Origin of the sequence: Arthrobacter sp. H20 (assembly GCF_000520515.1) — a bacterium.
Taxonomy (GTDB): domain Bacteria; phylum Actinomycetota; class Actinomycetes; order Actinomycetales; family Micrococcaceae; genus Arthrobacter_D.
Genome location: NZ_KI914729.1, coordinates 32,488 through 49,885, shown reverse-complemented (window position 1 = coordinate 49,885; position 17,398 = coordinate 32,488). Strand labels below are relative to the sequence as shown.

16 protein-coding genes are annotated in these 17,398 nt (G+C 61.5%); 9 read left to right on the top strand and 7 right to left on the bottom strand.

From position 1 onward, the window contains the following. Positions 1-12 precede the first annotated feature (12 nt). From Y703_RS23055 to Y703_RS21545, 5 genes are all read right to left on the bottom strand, one after another. Complete coding sequence (locus Y703_RS23055) at positions 13-390, bottom strand: tyrosine-type recombinase/integrase (protein ID WP_253907997.1); 378 nt, start codon at positions 388-390, stop codon at positions 13-15. Positions 391-448: 58 nt separating this feature from the next. After that, positions 449-1,147 carry a site-specific integrase gene (locus Y703_RS23050; RefSeq protein WP_253907996.1) on the bottom strand — a complete coding sequence of 233 codons (699 nt, stop codon included), beginning with the start codon at positions 1,145-1,147 and terminating at the stop codon, positions 449-451. Between the two features lie 495 nt (positions 1,148-1,642). Next, positions 1,643-2,854: a globin domain-containing protein gene (locus Y703_RS0109520; protein ID WP_026552507.1), complete on the bottom strand. Its 1,212-nt coding sequence runs from the start codon at positions 2,852-2,854 to the stop codon at positions 1,643-1,645. A gap of 98 nt (positions 2,855-2,952) precedes the next feature. Further along, positions 2,953-3,285: a cupin domain-containing protein gene (locus Y703_RS0109515; RefSeq protein ID WP_026552506.1), complete on the bottom strand. Its 333-nt coding sequence runs from the start codon at positions 3,283-3,285 to the stop codon at positions 2,953-2,955. Positions 3,286-3,544: 259 nt separating this feature from the next. Then, the gene (locus Y703_RS21545; protein WP_081743484.1) at positions 3,545-3,991 is read right to left on the bottom strand and encodes a DUF4158 domain-containing protein; all 447 of its coding nucleotides are present in this window, start codon (positions 3,989-3,991) and stop codon (positions 3,545-3,547) included. A gap of 95 nt (positions 3,992-4,086) precedes the next feature. On the opposite strand from Y703_RS21545, the gene Y703_RS0109510 reads away from it, so the two are divergent. From Y703_RS0109510 to Y703_RS21540, 3 genes are read left to right on the top strand one after another with little or no spacing between them, the layout of a single operon-like run. Further along, complete coding sequence (locus Y703_RS0109510; protein WP_253907995.1) at positions 4,087-5,208, top strand: ATP-binding protein; 1,122 nt, start codon at positions 4,087-4,089, stop codon at positions 5,206-5,208. 38 nt (positions 5,209-5,246) lie between these two features. Further along, entirely contained in the window at positions 5,247-7,040 is a 1,794-nt protein-coding gene (locus Y703_RS19145) for a type IV secretory system conjugative DNA transfer family protein (RefSeq protein WP_081743483.1), read from the top strand. Then, positions 7,033-7,470 carry a DUF4913 domain-containing protein gene (locus Y703_RS21540; protein ID WP_026552504.1) on the top strand — a complete coding sequence of 146 codons (438 nt, stop codon included), beginning with the start codon at positions 7,033-7,035 and terminating at the stop codon, positions 7,468-7,470. Before Y703_RS19145 ends, Y703_RS21540 begins: the two co-directional genes overlap by 8 nt. Positions 7,471-7,770: 300 nt before the next feature. Here the strand turns inward: Y703_RS21540 and Y703_RS0109495 are convergent, their stop codons facing one another. Together Y703_RS0109495 and Y703_RS0109490 are read right to left on the bottom strand one after the other, a co-directional pair. After that, complete coding sequence (locus Y703_RS0109495) at positions 7,771-8,154, bottom strand: hypothetical protein (protein ID WP_026552503.1); 384 nt, start codon at positions 8,152-8,154, stop codon at positions 7,771-7,773. A gap of 177 nt (positions 8,155-8,331) precedes the next feature. Continuing rightward, entirely contained in the window at positions 8,332-8,952 is a 621-nt protein-coding gene (locus Y703_RS0109490; RefSeq protein WP_035764508.1) for a superoxide dismutase family protein, read from the bottom strand. A gap of 358 nt (positions 8,953-9,310) precedes the next feature. Between Y703_RS0109490 and Y703_RS0109485 the strand changes: the two genes are divergently transcribed. The 6 genes from Y703_RS0109485 to Y703_RS0109460 all read left to right on the top strand — a co-directional run bounded on the left by Y703_RS0109485 (position 9,311) and on the right by Y703_RS0109460 (position 17,278). Beyond that, positions 9,311-9,748, top strand: coding sequence for a DUF4913 domain-containing protein (locus tag Y703_RS0109485; protein ID WP_026552501.1), 438 nt, complete (start codon positions 9,311-9,313; stop codon positions 9,746-9,748). A gap of 207 nt (positions 9,749-9,955) precedes the next feature. Continuing rightward, positions 9,956-10,375 carry a YkvA family protein gene (locus tag Y703_RS0109480; RefSeq protein ID WP_026552500.1) on the top strand — a complete coding sequence of 140 codons (420 nt, stop codon included), beginning with the start codon at positions 9,956-9,958 and terminating at the stop codon, positions 10,373-10,375. 496 nt (positions 10,376-10,871) lie between these two features. After that, positions 10,872-11,894, top strand: a complete 1,023-nt coding sequence (locus Y703_RS0109475; protein WP_026552499.1) for an extracellular solute-binding protein — start codon at positions 10,872-10,874, stop codon at positions 11,892-11,894. After that, on the top strand, positions 11,891-13,537 hold the full coding sequence (locus Y703_RS19140) for an ABC transporter permease (protein ID WP_035764484.1): 1,647 nt from the start codon (positions 11,891-11,893) through the stop codon (positions 13,535-13,537). Before Y703_RS0109475 ends, Y703_RS19140 begins: the two co-directional genes overlap by 4 nt. Beyond that, positions 13,534-14,688 (top strand): ABC transporter ATP-binding protein, encoded by a 1,155-nt coding sequence (locus Y703_RS0109465; RefSeq protein WP_026552498.1) that lies wholly within the window; start codon positions 13,534-13,536, stop codon positions 14,686-14,688. The genes Y703_RS19140 and Y703_RS0109465 overlap by 4 nt, the downstream gene beginning before the upstream one ends. Before the next feature lie 46 nt (positions 14,689-14,734). After that, a complete protein-coding gene (locus tag Y703_RS0109460; RefSeq protein ID WP_026552497.1) occupies positions 14,735-17,278 on the top strand; it encodes an AMP-binding protein in 2,544 nt (847 codons plus the stop codon). The last annotated feature ends 120 nt before the right edge of the window (positions 17,279-17,398 follow it).

Genomic DNA, 17,398 nt, shown 5'->3' with positions numbered 1-17,398 from the left:
CGATCCGACGCTTCATCGGGAGGCCCTTCCTTGATTTCTCGCTGGTTTAAGCAGGAGCTTGCCCTTGCTTCTCAAAAGATCCTTGCTCAGAACCCGCTCCATCTCACTGGCAGCGAAGTCAGGAGAGGGGAGTGTGTAAATGGTCGTAGTGGCTTCGTGCGCGTGTCCGAGCTGCATTGAGATGAACTTCGCGTCGTAGCCGTAGACGGTCTGCATATGTGTTGCGTAAGACCGGCGGAGGCCGTGAATGTCGAGCCCGGGGTCAAGGCCGAGGGCATTCACGAAGCCGATGAACCGGCTGTAGAGATCGCCCTCTGCAACGAGCCCTCCGGTCGACGTGGGAAAAAGGTGGGTCACGGGCTGGCCATATCGGGAAAGACCGAATTCCACCCATTCCGCGACTGCTTCGGCAGCCCAGTCGACCAGCGTCTGAACCGTCCGCTGCTTCTTAGGAGCACCTTTTGTTGGCCTTGCCGTTGCGAACTCTCAGGAGCCCGTAGTCGCCGAAGTACGGGGCTTTGACGTTGGGGGAGAAGTCCACCATGTCGAGCTTTCTAAGTTCGTCGTGCCGCAGACCCCACCCGTAGCAAACTTTCAGAGCTGTGACGTCCCGCCAGGCGGCCAGGCCGCCCTTGACGTGGGAACTGATGATGCGGGCAACCTCGTCATCCGCGAAGTCAAAGAACTGTTGCAGCTCATCGAGCTCGAACGCCCGCTTGGTGGGCCCCATCGTCGCGGCCTGCGTGTGTCGGGCCTTGTTGAGGTCCGTGATGATGTGAGACATCGAGGACCCAAAGAGGCGCCCGCAGGTTTCGTTCCACGGGTAGCTATCGCTCGTGGCGTAGCTACAGAACAGTGATACATCGCTCTGGTATGCGCGGATCGTCTCCTGGACCAGACCTCTTACATTGACAAGGTGGGAGAAGTATTCGTCCGCGTCCGTCGGCATCCACTCCCAGGGAAATTTGCCCGTAGCGTCGCAGAAGTCGAGGACCCGATTGATCCGGCGAGTGATTGTCTTTTCTGTGAAATTCTTGGTGTACTGCTGTCGCTTCCAGCCGGTCAGGATCTCCGCGAGAAATGCGTCTTTGTTCGGACCGCGATCCGGCAACGGCAGAAAGGAGAGACCGCCCCTTTTCTCGACCATTACTCAACGACCACCCTCTGCATGAAATGCAGACTATCTGCATAAAGTGCAGACGGTAAGAGAAAACTCCTGGTCAGATGTGGTCTTTTGTGCTCGCCATGAATGAAGATCGAAGTTCGATGGAGGGCACCGCGAGAATCACCCGAGAAGGGGAAAAGCGCAGATCAGAGGCATTTTGATCACTGCGGGGCAGTGGATACACGATTCATGGCTATCTGCAATATATGCGGATGGCTACGTTATTAGTTGACATAACGTGGATTATCGGCGCAATAAAACGCCTAGTCAGAAGGGGTTAACCTTCCTCGCCCTCGGGCGTTTTCCCTCAATGTGAAGCATGTGTTTGACGGGACTGATCCGAGTTTGCTTGACTCCTTGACCTGCCACAGGGATTGGTTACTTCTCGAAGAATGACCTCAAGCTATTTTGGGTGGATTCTTGGAGGAAAGGTTCAGCGCTATGTCGGTTCCGGTAGGTGCGCTGCATCCCGTTCCCTCACTGCTGAAAGTCCGCCAGCCATAAATCTGGGCCGAATACTTCATATTGAATGTCTCTGGCGGGAACCCCCCGCGCAATCAGCGAACTGCGGACAGCCTTGAGGAAGGGAAGCGGTCCGCAGAGATAGTACTCGGCATCCGCGGGGTGGTTGACAGCGTTTACGTCCATGAAGCCGTCGAGGTCGCCGTTCGCGTGTTGTGATGATTGCGGTTTCTCGACAAGCCATGTGGTCATTGACGCATCGGGAAGACGTCCTATGTCGTTGGTCACCTGATCGCGCAGGGCGAAGGAACTGGATGAGTTATCAGCATGGAGCAGCAGCACTTTTCGCTGTGCTCCAGACTGCACCAAATGTGAGAGCATCCCGGCCATGGGAGTAATGCCGATCCCGGCGCTGGCGAAAACGACCGGCCGGTCGGTGTATTCGAGCACAACATCCCCGAAGGGTACGGACAGAACAACTTCATCACCGACATGGACGCTGTCGTGCAGGTGGTTCGACATCTCCCCGTCGGGGTTGCCGAGACCCCTGACCCGTTTGACGGAGAACTGACGGTGAAGACCGTCGTCGGCCCGGGTCAGGCTGTACTGCCGTGGCTGATAGACGCCGTCGGACATTTGGAGCTTGATGGTGACGTATTGTCCGGGCAGCGAGGGCTTTACCTCGCGATCATCAGTGCGTTCAACGATGAAGGTAACAACATCGTCGGTTTCCTGGATCCGCTGGGCGACCCGCCAAGTACGCCAGATCGTTTCCGGGGAAAGCCGGACCGCTTCGTACATCCCGCGTTCCTTGTTGATGAGCATGTTGGCCATCAGCCAGTACACCTCGTCCCATGCCGCGGCCACTTCCTCGGTGACTGCGTCGCCCAGGACATCGACGATGGCCCACATGAGGTGTTCGTGGACAATCTGGTACTGATCCGCCTTCAATCCCAGGGAAACGTGTTTGTGTGAGATGCGCGAGAGGAGATGGTCCGGCAACTGGTCCGGGGTGTTTACAAGGCAACCCGCGAAAGCGGCCACGGATCCTGCCAGCGCCTGCTGCTGTTGTCCGTCAGCCTGGTTTCCCCTGTTGAAAAGTCCATCCAACAGATCCGGGCGGGCCTCAAACATGTGGGCGTAGAAACGTCGGGCGATCTCTTGGATGTTTTCACCCACCACGGGCAAGGTTGCTTTGACGACGGGAAGCGCGGTATCTGAAAGCATGGGCGGACTCCTTCTAGGTGGTCCGAACGGACACGTCCGAACCTTGGTTTCCTCACTTCACGCTAGCACCGCCCGCACAGTGCGCTTCACTAAGGGTGTCAGTGATGTTTCGCCACCGTCAACAGCACGACGGAATCCTTCACCGCTTCAAGGGCGTGCCGGGAGTCCGGTACGAAGAGCAAGTCCCCGGGCGATCCGTTCCACGCTTCGTCTGCGGCGGTCATCCGTACCCGGCCGCTGAGAACATACACGGTGGCTTCGCCGGGATTCTCGTGTTCGCCCAGGCTGGAACCGGCGCGCAGTGCGATGATCGTCTGGCGCATGACATGCTCGTGCCCGCCGTATACGGTGTCGGCACTGCGCCCGCTACTACCGTTACGGGCAATCTCCAGCTGATGCCGCGCGAGCGCGGTCAGGGATACCTTTTGCACAACAAGCTCTTTCCCACAATCAAAGCGTTACGGAGACCCCAACGATAGCAAGCTGGAATATAGTCCCTCAGCGTATCGCCGGTTCTTGCCTGGAATTGGCCTGCCGGAATCTCGCTCAGATCAACACCGCTAGCGCCCGGCGATCTCCTCAGCGCATTCCAGTGCCCAGACCATATTCGGCCCCGATGCCCGGGCCGGAGCACAACGCAACCTCTTCAACTTCTTCGAACGAGAATCTGTCAGCACCGTGAGCGATTCATCAAGACCACGACCAAGCTTCGCAGGCACCCGCCCCGCCAACACCTAATACAACGGGCCGCCGGGCTCGCCCTGACCTCAGCGACGAGCCTGGCCCCACACGCTCACACCCAGCAATAGAACCCACTCCGCATAAAGCCATGCCACGCCCTGATCGAAGAGTTGGGTTGGACGCTCCGTCTGGAGTCCACGCGCGAGCCGTCAGGATGCTTTTGAATTCGGCGGTAGTCTCAGGCGCTGACAGCCGCCGGCACCCATTGGCTTGGGCAATCTCCCACCGGTGCTCGTAGGGCGTCTTCGACCGCTCTGCGTAACTCCCCAAATCGGAACCATCGACGATCACGAGTTGCGGTGCCACGAAATCGACTGCCGATCCGGGTACCGTCACTGGAGATCCAGCGTGAATTCGGAAACAACCCCCAAATAGCTCGTAATCGTAATAGATCATAAAATATCGTATTTGTGCGATTGGTTGATATAGTTTCAGATATGGATCGCGCTCTGAACCCGTATGCCCCTGGATCCGGTTTGAAGCCTCCCGCGATGGAAGGCAGATCCGCTGAGGTAGAGACCTTTTCGATCATGATCCAGCGCGCGGAGCATGGTCTGCATAACCGCGGGATGGTGCTTTCCGGTCTGCGTGGCGTCGGTAAGACCGTGCTATTGAACCATCTACGATCCACAGGTGAAGAAGCTGGGTGGGTGACTGTCTATTTAGAGGGCAAAACGGCTGAATCTGGTCAAACCGCTCTTCAGACACGTTTAGCCCGCGAGCTGATTACGGCCGCCCGACGCCTGAACAAACCTTCCATGGGACAGCGTTGGAAAGCAGCCCTGGGTAGTATCGCTTCCTTCAGCATGAGTGTGGGAGTCGCCGGGGCAAGCCTCGGCGTCGACACCAGAACCGGTCGGGCCGACACGGGGCAAATCGCCATCGACCTTGAGGAGCTGATCGAAGACATTTCCCTCGCGATGCAGGACGAACACAAGGGTTTCGCCATGTTCATCGACGAAATGCAGGACCTCGACGACGGGCTCCTCTCGGCCCTGATCGCTGCCCAACACGCCGCCGGACAGCGGGGATGGCCCTTTTACATCATCGGCGCCGGCCTCCCTAACCTTCCCTCTATCCTCAGCGGATCGCGTAGCTACGCCGAACGCCTGTTCGACTACCGACGCATCGGTCCACTTGACCCCGATGCCGCAAGCGCAGCACTCAGCCGCCCAGCTCTGACGTTTAACGCCGCCTATACCTCCGATGCGCTCGACTTGCTAGTCGACGCGGCCGAAGGCTACCCCTACTTCCTCCAGGAATACGGGCGCTCAATCTGGGACCTCGCTCCGGCGCCGCTCTTCACCGCGACCGATGCTGAACTCGCGGTCGACGCCGGCATGGCACATTTGGATACCGGGTTCTTCCCTTCCCGGTGGGACCGCGCCACCAAAAGTGAACGAAACTACCTTCGCGCCATGTCCGATGACGGGGCCAAAGGCTCCTCGACCACCGAGATCGCACGACGGCTAGAGACCAAGCCAAGCAGCCTCGCTGCAGCCCGGGCCCAACTTTTGGCTAAGGGACTGATCTACTCCCCCGACCACGGGAAGATAGCCTTCACCGTGCCGGGGATGGCGGACTACATCCAACGCCAACACAACGACCATTAAGACGCACCCGATCTGCAGGGGAACAGAAGAGGAAAAGTATGAGTGCACCAAATCGTAAGGGCGGTGCCGGAGACTTCACTGAGGGCATCTTGCTTTTCTCCATCCTCGGACTGCTGGCCGCTGTGCTAGGTGGCGCGTGGGTGTCCGCTCATTGGGGTTCTTCGATGGCTGGGATTGCTGCGCCGCCGGTTCATCCGGTGGAGCTGGTAGCGGGCATCTTCAAGCAGGAGATCCCGTGGCCGATTGAATCCACGTTCATTGCCGGTGGTATCGGCGCAGCAGTCCTCATCCTGGCTATCGGAATAGTTGTTCTCGTGGTCCGCTCGGGTGGGAAGAAGAAGCGGGTAGACCGGGCCGCGCAGTACATGGCAAAGGGTAAAGCGTTGCTGCCGCTGACCCGTAAGGGTGCGCTGAAAAGTGCGCAGCGCCTCGGCGTCTCTGACTCTCCCGGCGTCCCGATTGGTAAAGCAGTGATCTCCGGGCAGGATCTTTTCGGCAGTTGGGAAGATATGCACGTCGATATTTGGGGGCCTCGGACGGGTAAGACAACCTCACGGGCTATTCCGGCGATTGTCGCCGCTCCTGGGGCCGTGGTGGTGACCTCCAATAAGCGCGACGTGGCCGACGCTACCCGCGATGTGCGAGCTGAACACGGTGACGTGTGGGTGTTCGATCCTCAGGGTGTTGCTGGGGAGGAACCCTCCTGGTGGTGGAACCCTCTGTCTTCCGTCACTGATGAGAACAAAGCAGGGGCGCTGGCTGAGCATTTCGCCACGGGCACCCGTGAACCGGGGGCGCGGAAAGATCCGTTTTTCGACAAGCACGGACCCGACTTGCTCACGAATCTGTTGTTGGCGGCGGCGTTGGATAACCGGCCTATTACGCAGATCCACGGCTGGCTGACAGATCCCAGCGAGGATGAGGCTGTAGGAATTCTGCGTCATCACGGGTACAGCATGAACGCTGACGGGCTCTCCAGCATCATGAATTATGCCGACAAGCAGCGCGACGGCATCTATGGGACGGCCCTGGGGTACGTGAGTTGCCTGACGAACCGGACAGTAGCCGCGTGGGTCAATCCGACCGGGGCAACACGTCGGCCTGAGTTTGATCCGTACGAGTTTATGCGCGGGAAAAACACGCTCTACAGCCTGTCCAAAGAGGGGTCCGGCAGTGCCGGACCCTTGGTGACCGCGTTGACGGTTGCGACGGTGGAAGCAGCTGAGGCTTACGCGGTTCTCTCACCCGGTGGCAGGCTCGCTACGCCTCTGGTCGGGGTCCTGGATGAGGCGGCGAACGTCTGCCGGTGGAATAACCTCCCCGATCAGTACAGCCACTACGGCTCACGCGGCATCGTCTTGATGACCATTTTGCAGTCGTACTCACAGGGCGTCTCCGTGTGGGGCAAGGAAGGGATGCGCAAACTCTGGTCAGCGTCCAACGTCAAGGTCTACGGCGGCGGTGTCGCTGAACCCGAGTTCATGACTGAGCTTTCTCAGTTCATCGGGGATTACCAGTACACGGGGCGCACCACCAGCAGGGGCAAGAACGGGCGCAGCACCAGTGTTGATCCGAACCGGAAAGAGCGAATTCTTGAACCCGACGATTTGGTGTCTCTGGAACGTGGCCGCGCTATCGTGTTCGCCTCGGGTATCCGCCCGGTCCTCATCAAAACCATGCCGTGGATGGCTGGGCCGGACGCTGAGAAGATCAAAGCCTCTATCGCCGCCCATGATCCATCGAACCGCGCAGCTCCACTAGTGGCTGCAACGGTGGGCGCTGACTCAGCTCCCCCGAATAACTGGATTCAGGCAGCGGGGCGCAATGAGTGAAGGCCTCGGAGACTGGGCCGAGACGGACCCGGACGATTCCCTAGAAGCGCACGAGTCGGCTCCGACGGCGGGCGAGGATACGCCGTCGTTGGTGTTCGCCACGGTGGATCTGTTTGTGCAGCAACATTTGGCGTTGAACTACCGGCGGACCCTCAACGTGCAGGGAGGACACACCTGGTGCCCTGAATGGTGGAGACACGGAGAAGCAATTAGCCGCTTAGAAGCGCTCTGGAGGGCATGGGAGGATCTACGCCGCGACGGTAAAACCGGAATGAGTTCATGGTGGCGCGAACACGCTGACCACCACATGCAGATCCTCCTCTCCACAGACGGACCATTCAAAGGCTGCACCCCGGAAAAGGGCCATAATCCCCGGCTCGACCCGTTACCCTGCACGCCTCCACCAGAAGGCCTCTTCGTCTCACACTGAGAACATGAAGAAGCGGCGTTGAGTGAACCGTCCCAGGTTTGACGCCGCTATCTGCCCGAGCGCAAACGGGTGGGTTGTGCAGCCGACTTTTGACATCCGTGCAGTCGACTTCGGGAAGGGACAGGCGGGTCGGCGTTACAAAAATTAGCTCGGAACGCCGGTTCGTTGCGGTGTTGCAGTGGACGGCTTTCACGCACGGGGTACGCCAACGCCGGTCGCGACTGTCACTTTCGGCGTCCGCCAGCTGAGTGCGGCGTCCTATCGCCATCGCTTCGATCTGAATAGCCAGTCGCGGGCACCTCAGGAGACGTCGGGGTGCTCCGCTCGCGCACGGCGCGCCATGATGAAGGAACGGATTCCGAGGACCAGGTAGACCACCAGAACTACGAACATGACAGTGCTCAAAATTACGGCGGCCGGGCGTTCAGCGGTGCCGGCGAAGAGTTCACCGATTCGCAGGACGTTCATCAGCGAGCCGAGCGCACCGAGCAGCGCCACTGCGAGGGCAGCGTGAATCGCATGCCGTCGAAGGTTCTCTTTTCTCGCGACCAGCCCGCAGACGAGCAGAAGAACACCGACGACGCTCGGGATGAGTGCGGTGAAACTCGCGTTGTCGGAGGCGACATAGCCGACCACACCGGCAAGCGTGAGAACTGCTCCAACAATGAGTGTGATGGCGGTCATTAGTGTCCTTTCATGGGCGATCCGGGGGCACAGTCAATGTCCCACGCACGAGACTAGTGGTCATGTTTGTATGTTTGTCGGAGGTTCAGGCCCAGGCGGTGGGGTCCGCCGCGCCCATGCAGAGCGCGACGACGCGATGGAGCGGGAGCCCTCCCGTTAGGGTGCCACCCAGCGGCCCTATTCGACGACCCCACAGGCCAGCCGAGCTCCTGCATCACCCGTGTCCAAGGTGGCTTGATCAGGTCCGTCAGGTGAATAACGTTCGGGAATGTTAGCGAAATTGTCTGAATCCTCATGAATCATCGCCGCATTACCGTCTTCAGCTGCGAGAAGTTCGCTCGGAGTGAACCCATCAGTCAACGCCATCAAAGACCCTTGTCCGGACTCGGTGACGTACAGGCTAGGCAGGTCACCCGCGTGAGCGCCATGGTCCGCTTCGTCTACGCCGAGATGTCCACCAGCGGAGAGGAAGGCACCGGTGTTCTCCGGATCATCGGGTGCGGCGCTATCGGGCTCGCACAAACCCGTACCGTGAATGTGGAACCCGTAGAAGCCCGGCTCTAAACCTTCCGCGTCCACGCGGACCTCGGTTCCTTCGTCGGCTTCGAAAAACGTCACTGTTCCCACTTCGTCACCCTCGACGGTGTTCAGGGTTGCTGTCGCTGCAGGCTCGGTGACATCCGCTTCGGGTGGTTGCGGGTCGGCGGTTGGTCCGGTTTCGCTTTCCCCCGCGGCGCATCCGGTTAGAAAGAGAAGTGCTGCAGCTGATATGCCCATACGGTGTTGCAACTTGCGCATTGTCACGTCCTCGGCACGGCCATCGGAGCCCCGCCGCGGCCGGTCGGACCGGTTGGAACGGGACTTATTGGTCTTATCCACCCTATAGTCGGTTCTCCCGCGAGGCTAGTCGGTTCTCCCGCGAGGCGAACTCGTCGGTCACCGGTGCGCGCCATGACGGTCGCGACTCCTAAAGCACCAGATCGTCCAAGATGGGCAGACTGTCCCGCCCCTGCTGCCGCGCAGCGTCCGCCGAGAGTGCGTTCAGCGCCCTCCATCGCCGCCCATGACCCATCGAACCGTACAGCACCGATAACGCCTGCGACGGTGGTCACCAGCTCGGCTCCCCCGAATAAGTGGATTCAGGCCGCTGAGAGCAATGAGTGAGGGACTAGGAGACTGGGCCGGGACTGACCCGGACGATTCCCCAGAAACCAACGAGTCGGCTCCGACGTCGGCTGAGGATGCGCCGTCGTTGGTGTTCGCCACGGTGGACCTGTTTGTGCAGGAGTACTTGGCGTTGAACTACCGGCGCACCCTGAACGTGCAGGGAGGCCACACCTGGTGCCCCGAATGGTGGCGACACGGTGAAGCAATCAGCCGCTTAGAAGCGCTCTGGAGGGCATGGGAGGATCTACGCCGAGACGGTACAACAGGGATGAGCTCATGGTGGCGCGACCACGCTGACCACCACATGCCGATCCTGCTCTCCACCGACGGACCCTTCAAGGGTTGCACGGTCGAGAAAGGCCACAATCCCCGCCTCGACCCGCTGCCGTGCACACCTCCACCAGAAGGCCTGTTCATCGCTCCCTAAGAACATGAGGGCTTCGATCTGCTGGCTATGTCAACCCAAGTCGAACCCACCGGGGCAATCCAAGCCGGACCCACTTCGGGTAATCCGTGGTGTCGCGTGCAACCTAAGCCGGACCCACCTGGCCTGCTATTGAGTTCATCTGCTGGGAGAATCGGGTTATGACGATCTCTATCCGGATGCTGGCGCAGTCCTTGAAGGTTCTTAGCAGTGTCTGAGTGGTGGCAGGTTGTACTCAGCATCGTCGTCGGGCTGGTTCTCTTCTGGCTGGTGCTTGTTCTTGTGCTCTGGCTCGAGCAACGCAAACACCCGGGTCGTGCCTCGCTCATGGATCTTCTTCGTCTCGCCCCGGACGTCGTGCGGTTGCTGAAACATCTTGCCTCAGATAGTGCCGTGCCGATGGGGGTCCGGATCTGGCTGGGCGTGCTGGTGGTCTATCTGATCTCGCCGATCGACCTCATCCCGGACTTCATCCCGGTGCTGGGGTATGCCGATGACGCGTTGATCGTTGTGATTGCTCTGCGATTCGCGACCAGGCGCGCGGGCAGTGATGCCATCACACAACACTGGCCAGGGACCCCCGACGGTCTCATAGCAGTCCTCCGCCTAGCAGGGTTGCCCTCTCCCTGACGCGGAGGGTCGAACACCTCCCGGTCGGAACCGTTCTGGTCACCCTCACTCATCGGGCTCTACCTCATGCTCGCCTTAATCGCCTTCTCAATCATCATCGTTGTCCTTGCAGCCTCAGACTTATTCCGCCGACTAGCCACACCACAACGCCGATACCGCTAGGCCCGATGCCCATGACCTTTTTCTGGCTACTTATGCCCGCAGCGGCGAGATCCCTTCCTTCCGCTGCCAGGACATTGATTACTGAGCCGGGGCATAGAGACGGCCCGGGCAGGTGCGCATCCATAAAGCTGGATAGTAGTTCGAGAAACAGGTGACGCTGGCGAAAATCAGGGGGTGCGCTTACTGGGCCTAGGTGCACTCGGAGGAAGCCGACTGACCAGCATACCCATCACCGGGCACCAACTGTTCAGGCCTCGGTCTAATTAGGTTACACTTTGTTTGCCAAATTATTATGCGGTTACCCGTGCCGCCCCGTGCTGAGAAGAGTCCCCGAATGTCCCCCCGTCCCTTTATTGCCGCCAGCGCAGGCCTTATAACCCTGATGGCCGCGTTGACCGGTTGCGGAATTATCGGTGGACAGCCCGCCGACCTCCAGATTTACTCTGCACGTCATTATGATCTCGAGGGCGCGTTCGGGCAGTTTACTGACGAGACGGGCATCACCGTGGAGTTCATTAGCGGCGACGATGCTGAACTCCTTGAACGTCTCAAGGCCGAGGGAGTGGACACCGCGGCGGATGTCTTCATGACCGTGGATGCGGGCAGCCTCTGGAACGCAGCGCGGCTGGGTGAGCTCGCACAGCTCGAATCCGCGGTCCTCGACGGTGCTGTGCCCGAGGACCTCCGCGACCCGCAGGGTCAGTGGTACGGATTGGCCATGCGCGCCCGCACCGTCACCTACAACCCGGATAACGTGGATCCCTCCGAGTTCGAAACCACTGAGACCTACGCAGGACTGGCTGACTCCAAGTGGGAGGGGCGGCTGTGCATGCGCGATGCCACCTCCGCCTATACCCAGTCCCTCGTGGCAAGCCTGATTGACTTGCACGGTCGCGAAAAAACCCTGGAGATCGTCAGGGGCTGGGTTGCCAATAACGTGGAGATCATGAGCAACGACATTCTGTTGCTTGAGGCGATCGACGCTGGAACCTGTGATGTGGGAATCAATAACCATTACTACCTCGCCCGGACGCTCGAAGAGAACCCTGATCTCAAGGTTGATTTGTTCTGGGCCAGCCCAGACGGCGCGGGGACACACGTGAACATCTCGGGGGCCGGTGTGGTTGAGGGCTCCGACAACCCCGGGGACGCGCAGCGGCTCATCGAGTGGCTCGCCACTGACGGACAGAACCCCTTCGTGGATGGTAACCACGAGTATCCGGTCAATCCCACGGTGGAGCCGGAGCCGGGAATCGCGGCGTTCGGTGAATTCAAGCGGATGCCATTGAACGCGGAGGCCTACGGTGACCTGAATGCCGAGGCCGTTGATCTGCTCGCTGAGGCCGGATACAAGTGACACGCCGGACGGTCGGCGCCAACCGTCCAGTGTGGACCGCCGTCGTCATCCTGGTAGCACTGATGGTCGCAACGCCTGTCCTGGCCGTGGTGCTCGACGGCGTTGGCAGCATAGGCGAGGCCGTCATTCCGCGGGGTCTCCCGGAGATGATGCTCACCACCTTGGCTCTGATGCTCGGAGTTGCAGCAGGCACCCTGCTGGTGGGCGGCGGGTTAGCGTGGCTCGTGACCGCTTACCGCTTCCCTTTGCGCAACACCTTAGTGTGGTTGCTCGTCATGCCCCTGGCGGTCCCAGCGTACATTCTGGGCTTCGTCTTCCTCTCCGTCTTCGACGTCGCGGGACCGGTACAGTCGGCCCTGCGTGCGGTGCTGGGATCAGAGGTATGGGTGCCCCAGGTGCGGTCCCTGCCGGCAGCCGTACTGGTGATGTCCCTCTCCCTGTACCCATATGTCTATCTACTGGTGCGCGCGGCGCTCATCGAGCAATCGGCCGACACATATGACGCGGCCCGCACCCTGGGCGCAGGGCGAGGGCGTACACTGCGCCGGGTATTGCTCCCGCTGGCCCGGCCGTCACTGGCCGCAGGCCTGTCCTTGGTAATGATGGAGACTTTGACGGACTTCGCGACCGTCCAGTACTTCAACGTCCAGACCCTCTCCGTGGGCATTTATCTCATCTGGAAGGGAACTTTCAACTTCCACGCTGCAACGCAGCTGGCCGTTTTGGTGCTGCTGTTTGCCGTGGCCGTGCTGGCAAGTGAGCGGGCGCTGCGCGGCCGTGCCCGCTACCACCAGCGCGGCGGACGGGGCCAAAGCATACAGCCCGAACAGCTCCGCGGTGCGCGGGGCTGGGCGGCAACCACGCTGTGCATCGCGGCTCTCGCCGCGGGCTTCCTGATTCCAGTACTGCAACTGTTGGCCTGGGCGGTTCAGGAGGCTGTCGAAAATCCCGGTTTCCTGGCGGATCCCCGTTTCGGGGAATATCTTGTCAACACCCTTTTCGTAGCGACAGTCACCGCATTGGCGTGTGTGGTGCTCTCTGTGACTGTGGGCCATGGGATGCGCATGAGCGGAGGTCGAATCGTCGCGTCTGCGGTGCAGCTGACAACCTTCGGCTACGCAGTCCCGGGGGCAGTCGTGGGCATCGGGGTGCTCATCTCTTTCGCCGCTGTTGACACCGCCCTTGAGCGCGCAGGTGTTCCCGGCGGCACAGGACTGTTGGTGACCGGATCGGTGCTGGGCATCCTCTACGCCTACGTGATCCGTTTCCTCGCCCCGGCGTACCAGGCCGTGGACGCGAGCTTCGCGAAGATTCCCCCGACCGTCACGTTCGCGGCGTTGAGCCTCGGCGCGCCCCCGCGGCGGATCCTCGCCCGCGTGCACGCGCCTCTTGCGCGGCCAGGGGTAGCTGTGGCCCTGATGCTGGTGGCGATCGATGCCGTTAAGGAGCTCCCCATCGTGCTGCTTTTGCGGCCCTTCGGGTTTACGACGGCGTCTGTGTGGGTTTACGAGCTCGCCCGTGAAAACTTCTGGGAGAAAGCCTCACTGCCCGCACTGGTGATCGTCGCTGCCGCTGTCCTCCCCGTCTTCGTCCTCGTCCGCCACGCTCACCGGGCCGAGACCGGCCGGCGTGCCAGCTCATGACCACGCGAACCGCGAGCGTCCAGCGCCACCCCGACGCCGACAGGGTTCCGGCTGCCCTGCAGCTGGAGGGGGTCTCCAAACACTACGGACGATCCCCGGGCGTGGTTGCACTTGAGCTGACCATCGCGGCCGGCGAACTGGTAACTCTGATCGGGCCCTCGGGCTGCGGAAAATCGACTACGCTGCGACTGGCCGCGGGCCTGGATCGGCCAGACGCCGGCATAATCCGGGTCGCCGGGGAGGTCGTGGCTGACGGGCGCCGCTTCGTGGACCCCGAGCGGCGCCGCGTCGGGCTGGTATTCCAGGACCATGCGCTGTTCCCACACCTGACGGTTGCCCGCAACGTGGAGTTCGGCCTCGACCGGTTGACCCGGAGCGAACGTCGGGTGCGGACCGGTGATGTGCTCGACCTCGTGCAGTTGTCTCACCTTGCCAACCGCTATCCCCATGAGCTTTCCGGCGGCGAGCAGCAGCGGGTTGCTCTGGCCCGTGCCCTGGCACCTCGGCCCGCCGTCGTACTCCTTGACGAGCCGTTCTCTAGCCTGGACGAGTCCCTGCGCGCACAGGTGCGCCGGGATACCGTGGCCACCCTACGCGAGACAGGCACCACCGGGGTGCTAGTCACTCATGACCAGACTGAGGCCTTGTCGGTGGGCAGCCGGGTAATCGTCATGCGCAACGGTGTCATCGAGCAGGCCGATGTGCCAGAGAAGGTGTTCGAGCAGCCCGCAACCCGTTTCGTTGCCTCCTTCATGGGCGATGCTGACTTCCTCCCGGCGCGTGTGCACCGCGCCCTGCTGACGTGCGAGATCGGGATTGTCTCTACCGTTCCGGGATGGGCGAACAGCGACGTGGACGTCGACGTCGTGCTAAGGCCCCATGAGGTGTCCCTGCGACCGGACCCGGATGCTTCCGCCCGGGTCTCCGCGGTGGAGTATCAAGGCGCGTTTGTACTCCACCATGTCCGGCTGGCCTCCGGGCGAACCTTGCGCTCTTGGCAACCACACACCGTGCGCCACCCCGTGGGAACGGCGGTAGCGGTGTCCGTCGCGGCGGGGACAACGCCGACGCTGCTCCTGGGCGACCAGGCGATCACATCGCCACCCCCGAACGGCTCCCTGAAACGAAATCAACCGACCCCCTCAAGTTAAGTTAGGTTGGCTCCTATTGTTGATCGATTCCACGACGGTAGCGCCGGTGACCACGCAATCCGACGCCCACAGCGCCTTTGCTGATCTCGCCCGCCACGGTGAACGACCCGCTGTCTTCACCGCCGACGGCGTCCTCACGTACCGCGAGCTCGCCGAGCGCGTAGACGACGTCGCCGCCCGCCTGGGCAAGGAGCGTCGTTTGGTGCTGCTGGCTGCCCGCAATAAGTTGGACTCCCTCGTCGGTTACCTGGCCGCCTTATCGGCTGGCCATTCCGTCCTGCTGGCACCGGCGGACAAGCCCGCAGCGCTCGAATCTTTGACGGCTACCTACGATCCCGATGTGGTGCTGCACCCGGGTGAGGGAACGCCGACCCTTGAGGAACGCCGTCCCGGCTCGCGACACGAACTGCATCCCGAACTGGCATTGCTGCTCAGCACCTCGGGATCCACCGGCTCCCCGAAGCTGGTGCGGCTCTCGTATGCCAACCTTAAGGCTAACGCCGCGGCGATCGCCGAGTATCTAGGCATCGAGCCGGACGACCGCGCCGCTACGACTTTGCCCCTGCACTACTGTTACGGTCTGTCCGTGGTGAACAGCCATCTGATCCGCGGGGCCGGGCTAGTACTCACGGACCTCTCAGTGGTTGACCCCTGCTTCTGGGAACTTTTCAAGGAGAGCCAGGCAACCTCCTTCGCGGCTGTCCCCTACACCTTCGATCTTCTGGAGCGGGTGGGCTTCGCGGAGGCGGACCTGCCCCATCTGCGCTATGTCACTCAGGCCGGTGGCCGACTGAAGTCCGAAAAAGTGCGTTACTGGGCCGCCGCCGGCCTGCGGCGCAGCTGGGACCTCTTTGTTATGTACGGAGCTACGGAGGCGACCGCCCGCATGGCGTATCTGCCTCCGGACCTAGCCGAAGAGCACCCCGGAACCATCGGAGTTGCGATACCGGGCGGCACATTCCGCATCGACCCGGTCGATGGCCTGGTGGACGGAGAGCTCGTCTACACCGGCCCCAATGTCATGCTGGGCTATGCCGAGCAGCCCGCCGATCTGGCGCTGGGCCGGGAGATCCACGAGTTGCGCACCGGCGATCTCGCCCGCCGACATTCCAATGGGCTGTACGAGGTCATTGGGCGGCGTAGCGGGTTCGTGAAGATCGTGGGTCTGCGGGTGGACCTTGGGCAGGTCGAGCGGATCCTGGCTGATCTTGGTGTTACCGCGGCCGCCGCAGGGTCCGACGATGGTCTTGTGGTCGCCGTCGAGGGTGAGCACGACGCCGGTATGCTGGGCAAGATTGTCGCCAGCGGTGTGGGGCTGCCCCGTGCGGCGGTCGACGTGCATGTAGTCGGTAGCCTGCCGCGGCTGGCTTCCGGGAAGATCAATTACCCAGCGGTGCGCCAGCTCACCGCGCCGCCGTCGTCAGCGTCCGCTGCCCCGGTATCCCGCGCCGAGGGTCCAGGCCATATCCGTGGCATCTTCGCCGATGCGCTGGACCGGGACGACGTCGGTGATAACGATACGTTCGTCTCCCTCGACGGGGATTCCCTGTCCTATGTTGCGGTTTCCGTGCAGTTGGAGCGAATCCTGGGCAAGGTTCCGACCGACTGGCACCTCATACCCGTTCGCGAACTTGAGCGGCTCAGAAAACCCCGACGGCGGCGCTTCGTGTCGTTCCTCGAGACGTCGATCGTGCTGCGCGCTGTGGCGATCGTGTGCATCGTGGCCTGGCACGTCGGGCTCTTTGATCTCCAGACAGCCCACCTGCTCTTCGCCGTGGCGGGCTATAACTTTGCACGCTTCCAGCTCGCCGGGGAGCGGGTGCCGCGGGCGCGTCGCCAACTCCGGAGCCTAGCGCGGATCGTGTTGCCGTCGGTAGCGTTCATCGCCGTGGCGTACCTACTCACCGATGACTACAGCATTGCCAATATCTTCCTGCTCAACGGCTTGGTGGGGCCCCAGGAGGTGACGACCGAGTGGCATTTCTGGTTTGTGGAGATGCTCGTGTACGTCCTCGTGGCCGTGACAGTACTTATGGTTGTGCCCTGGGCTGACCGGCTTGAGCGCCTAGCCCCTTTCGGCTTTGCGCTGGGTCTGGTACTGCTGGGGCTGGTCAGCCGCTACGACATCATCGACCCCGGCCTGCCGATACCGGGGCCTGTGTTCTGGCTCTTTGCCCTGGGCTGGACTCTGGCAATCGCCCGCACCCGAGTACAGCGGTGGACCGTCTCAATCATCACGCTCATCAGCGTGCCGGGCTACTTCGACAATCCCGTTCGTGATGTCACTGTTGCCGCGGGCATCCTTCTGCTCGTATGGGTCCCGTTGCTACCCGTGCCCGCAGTCCTACGGCGCGTGACCGGCTGGTTGGCCGCCGCCTCGCTGTACATCTATCTCACCCACTGGCTGGTCTACCCGCTCCTGCTCCCGCTCGGCCCGATCATCGCTGTGCTGGGCTCCCTCCCGGTAGGCGTGGCCTACTGGGCCCTGTGCAGATGGTTGCCCGCTATGGCCGCTCGAGGGTACACCGGGATAACTGCCATTTTCCTTGGTACGGGGGACCACCATGGGAAGAAGATGTCCCGGCTGTGAGAGAAGCATCTAATCCGAAGGTGAGGTGGGTTCAGTCGCTTGGGCGGGCGCGCTCACGGGACCAGCCGGTATTCGGTGGTCCTGTCGTGGGAGGAGATACCGCAAGGCGCTCATTTCCTC

Coding starts and splice junctions, on each gene's coding strand:
- Y703_RS23050 (WP_253907996.1), bottom strand. CDS start 1,147: ATGGTCGAGAAAAGGGGCGGTCTCTCCTTTCTGCCGTTGCCGGATCGC.
- Y703_RS0109520 (WP_026552507.1), bottom strand. CDS start 2,854: ATGCTTTCAGATACCGCGCTTCCCGTCGTCAAAGCAACCTTGCCCGTG.
- Y703_RS21545 (WP_081743484.1), bottom strand. CDS start 3,991: ATGATCTATTACGATTACGAGCTATTTGGGGGTTGTTTCCGAATTCAC.
- Y703_RS0109510 (WP_253907995.1), top strand. CDS start 4,087: ATGGAAGGCAGATCCGCTGAGGTAGAGACCTTTTCGATCATGATCCAG.
- Y703_RS19145 (WP_081743483.1), top strand. CDS start 5,247: ATGAGTGCACCAAATCGTAAGGGCGGTGCCGGAGACTTCACTGAGGGC.
- Y703_RS21540 (WP_026552504.1), top strand. CDS start 7,033: ATGAGTGAAGGCCTCGGAGACTGGGCCGAGACGGACCCGGACGATTCC.
- Y703_RS0109495 (WP_026552503.1), bottom strand. CDS start 8,154: ATGACCGCCATCACACTCATTGTTGGAGCAGTTCTCACGCTTGCCGGT.
- Y703_RS0109490 (WP_035764508.1), bottom strand. CDS start 8,952: ATGCGCAAGTTGCAACACCGTATGGGCATATCAGCTGCAGCACTTCTC.
- Y703_RS0109485 (WP_026552501.1), top strand. CDS start 9,311: ATGAGTGAGGGACTAGGAGACTGGGCCGGGACTGACCCGGACGATTCC.
- Y703_RS0109475 (WP_026552499.1), top strand. CDS start 10,872: ATGTCCCCCCGTCCCTTTATTGCCGCCAGCGCAGGCCTTATAACCCTG.
- Y703_RS0109465 (WP_026552498.1), top strand. CDS start 13,534: ATGACCACGCGAACCGCGAGCGTCCAGCGCCACCCCGACGCCGACAGG.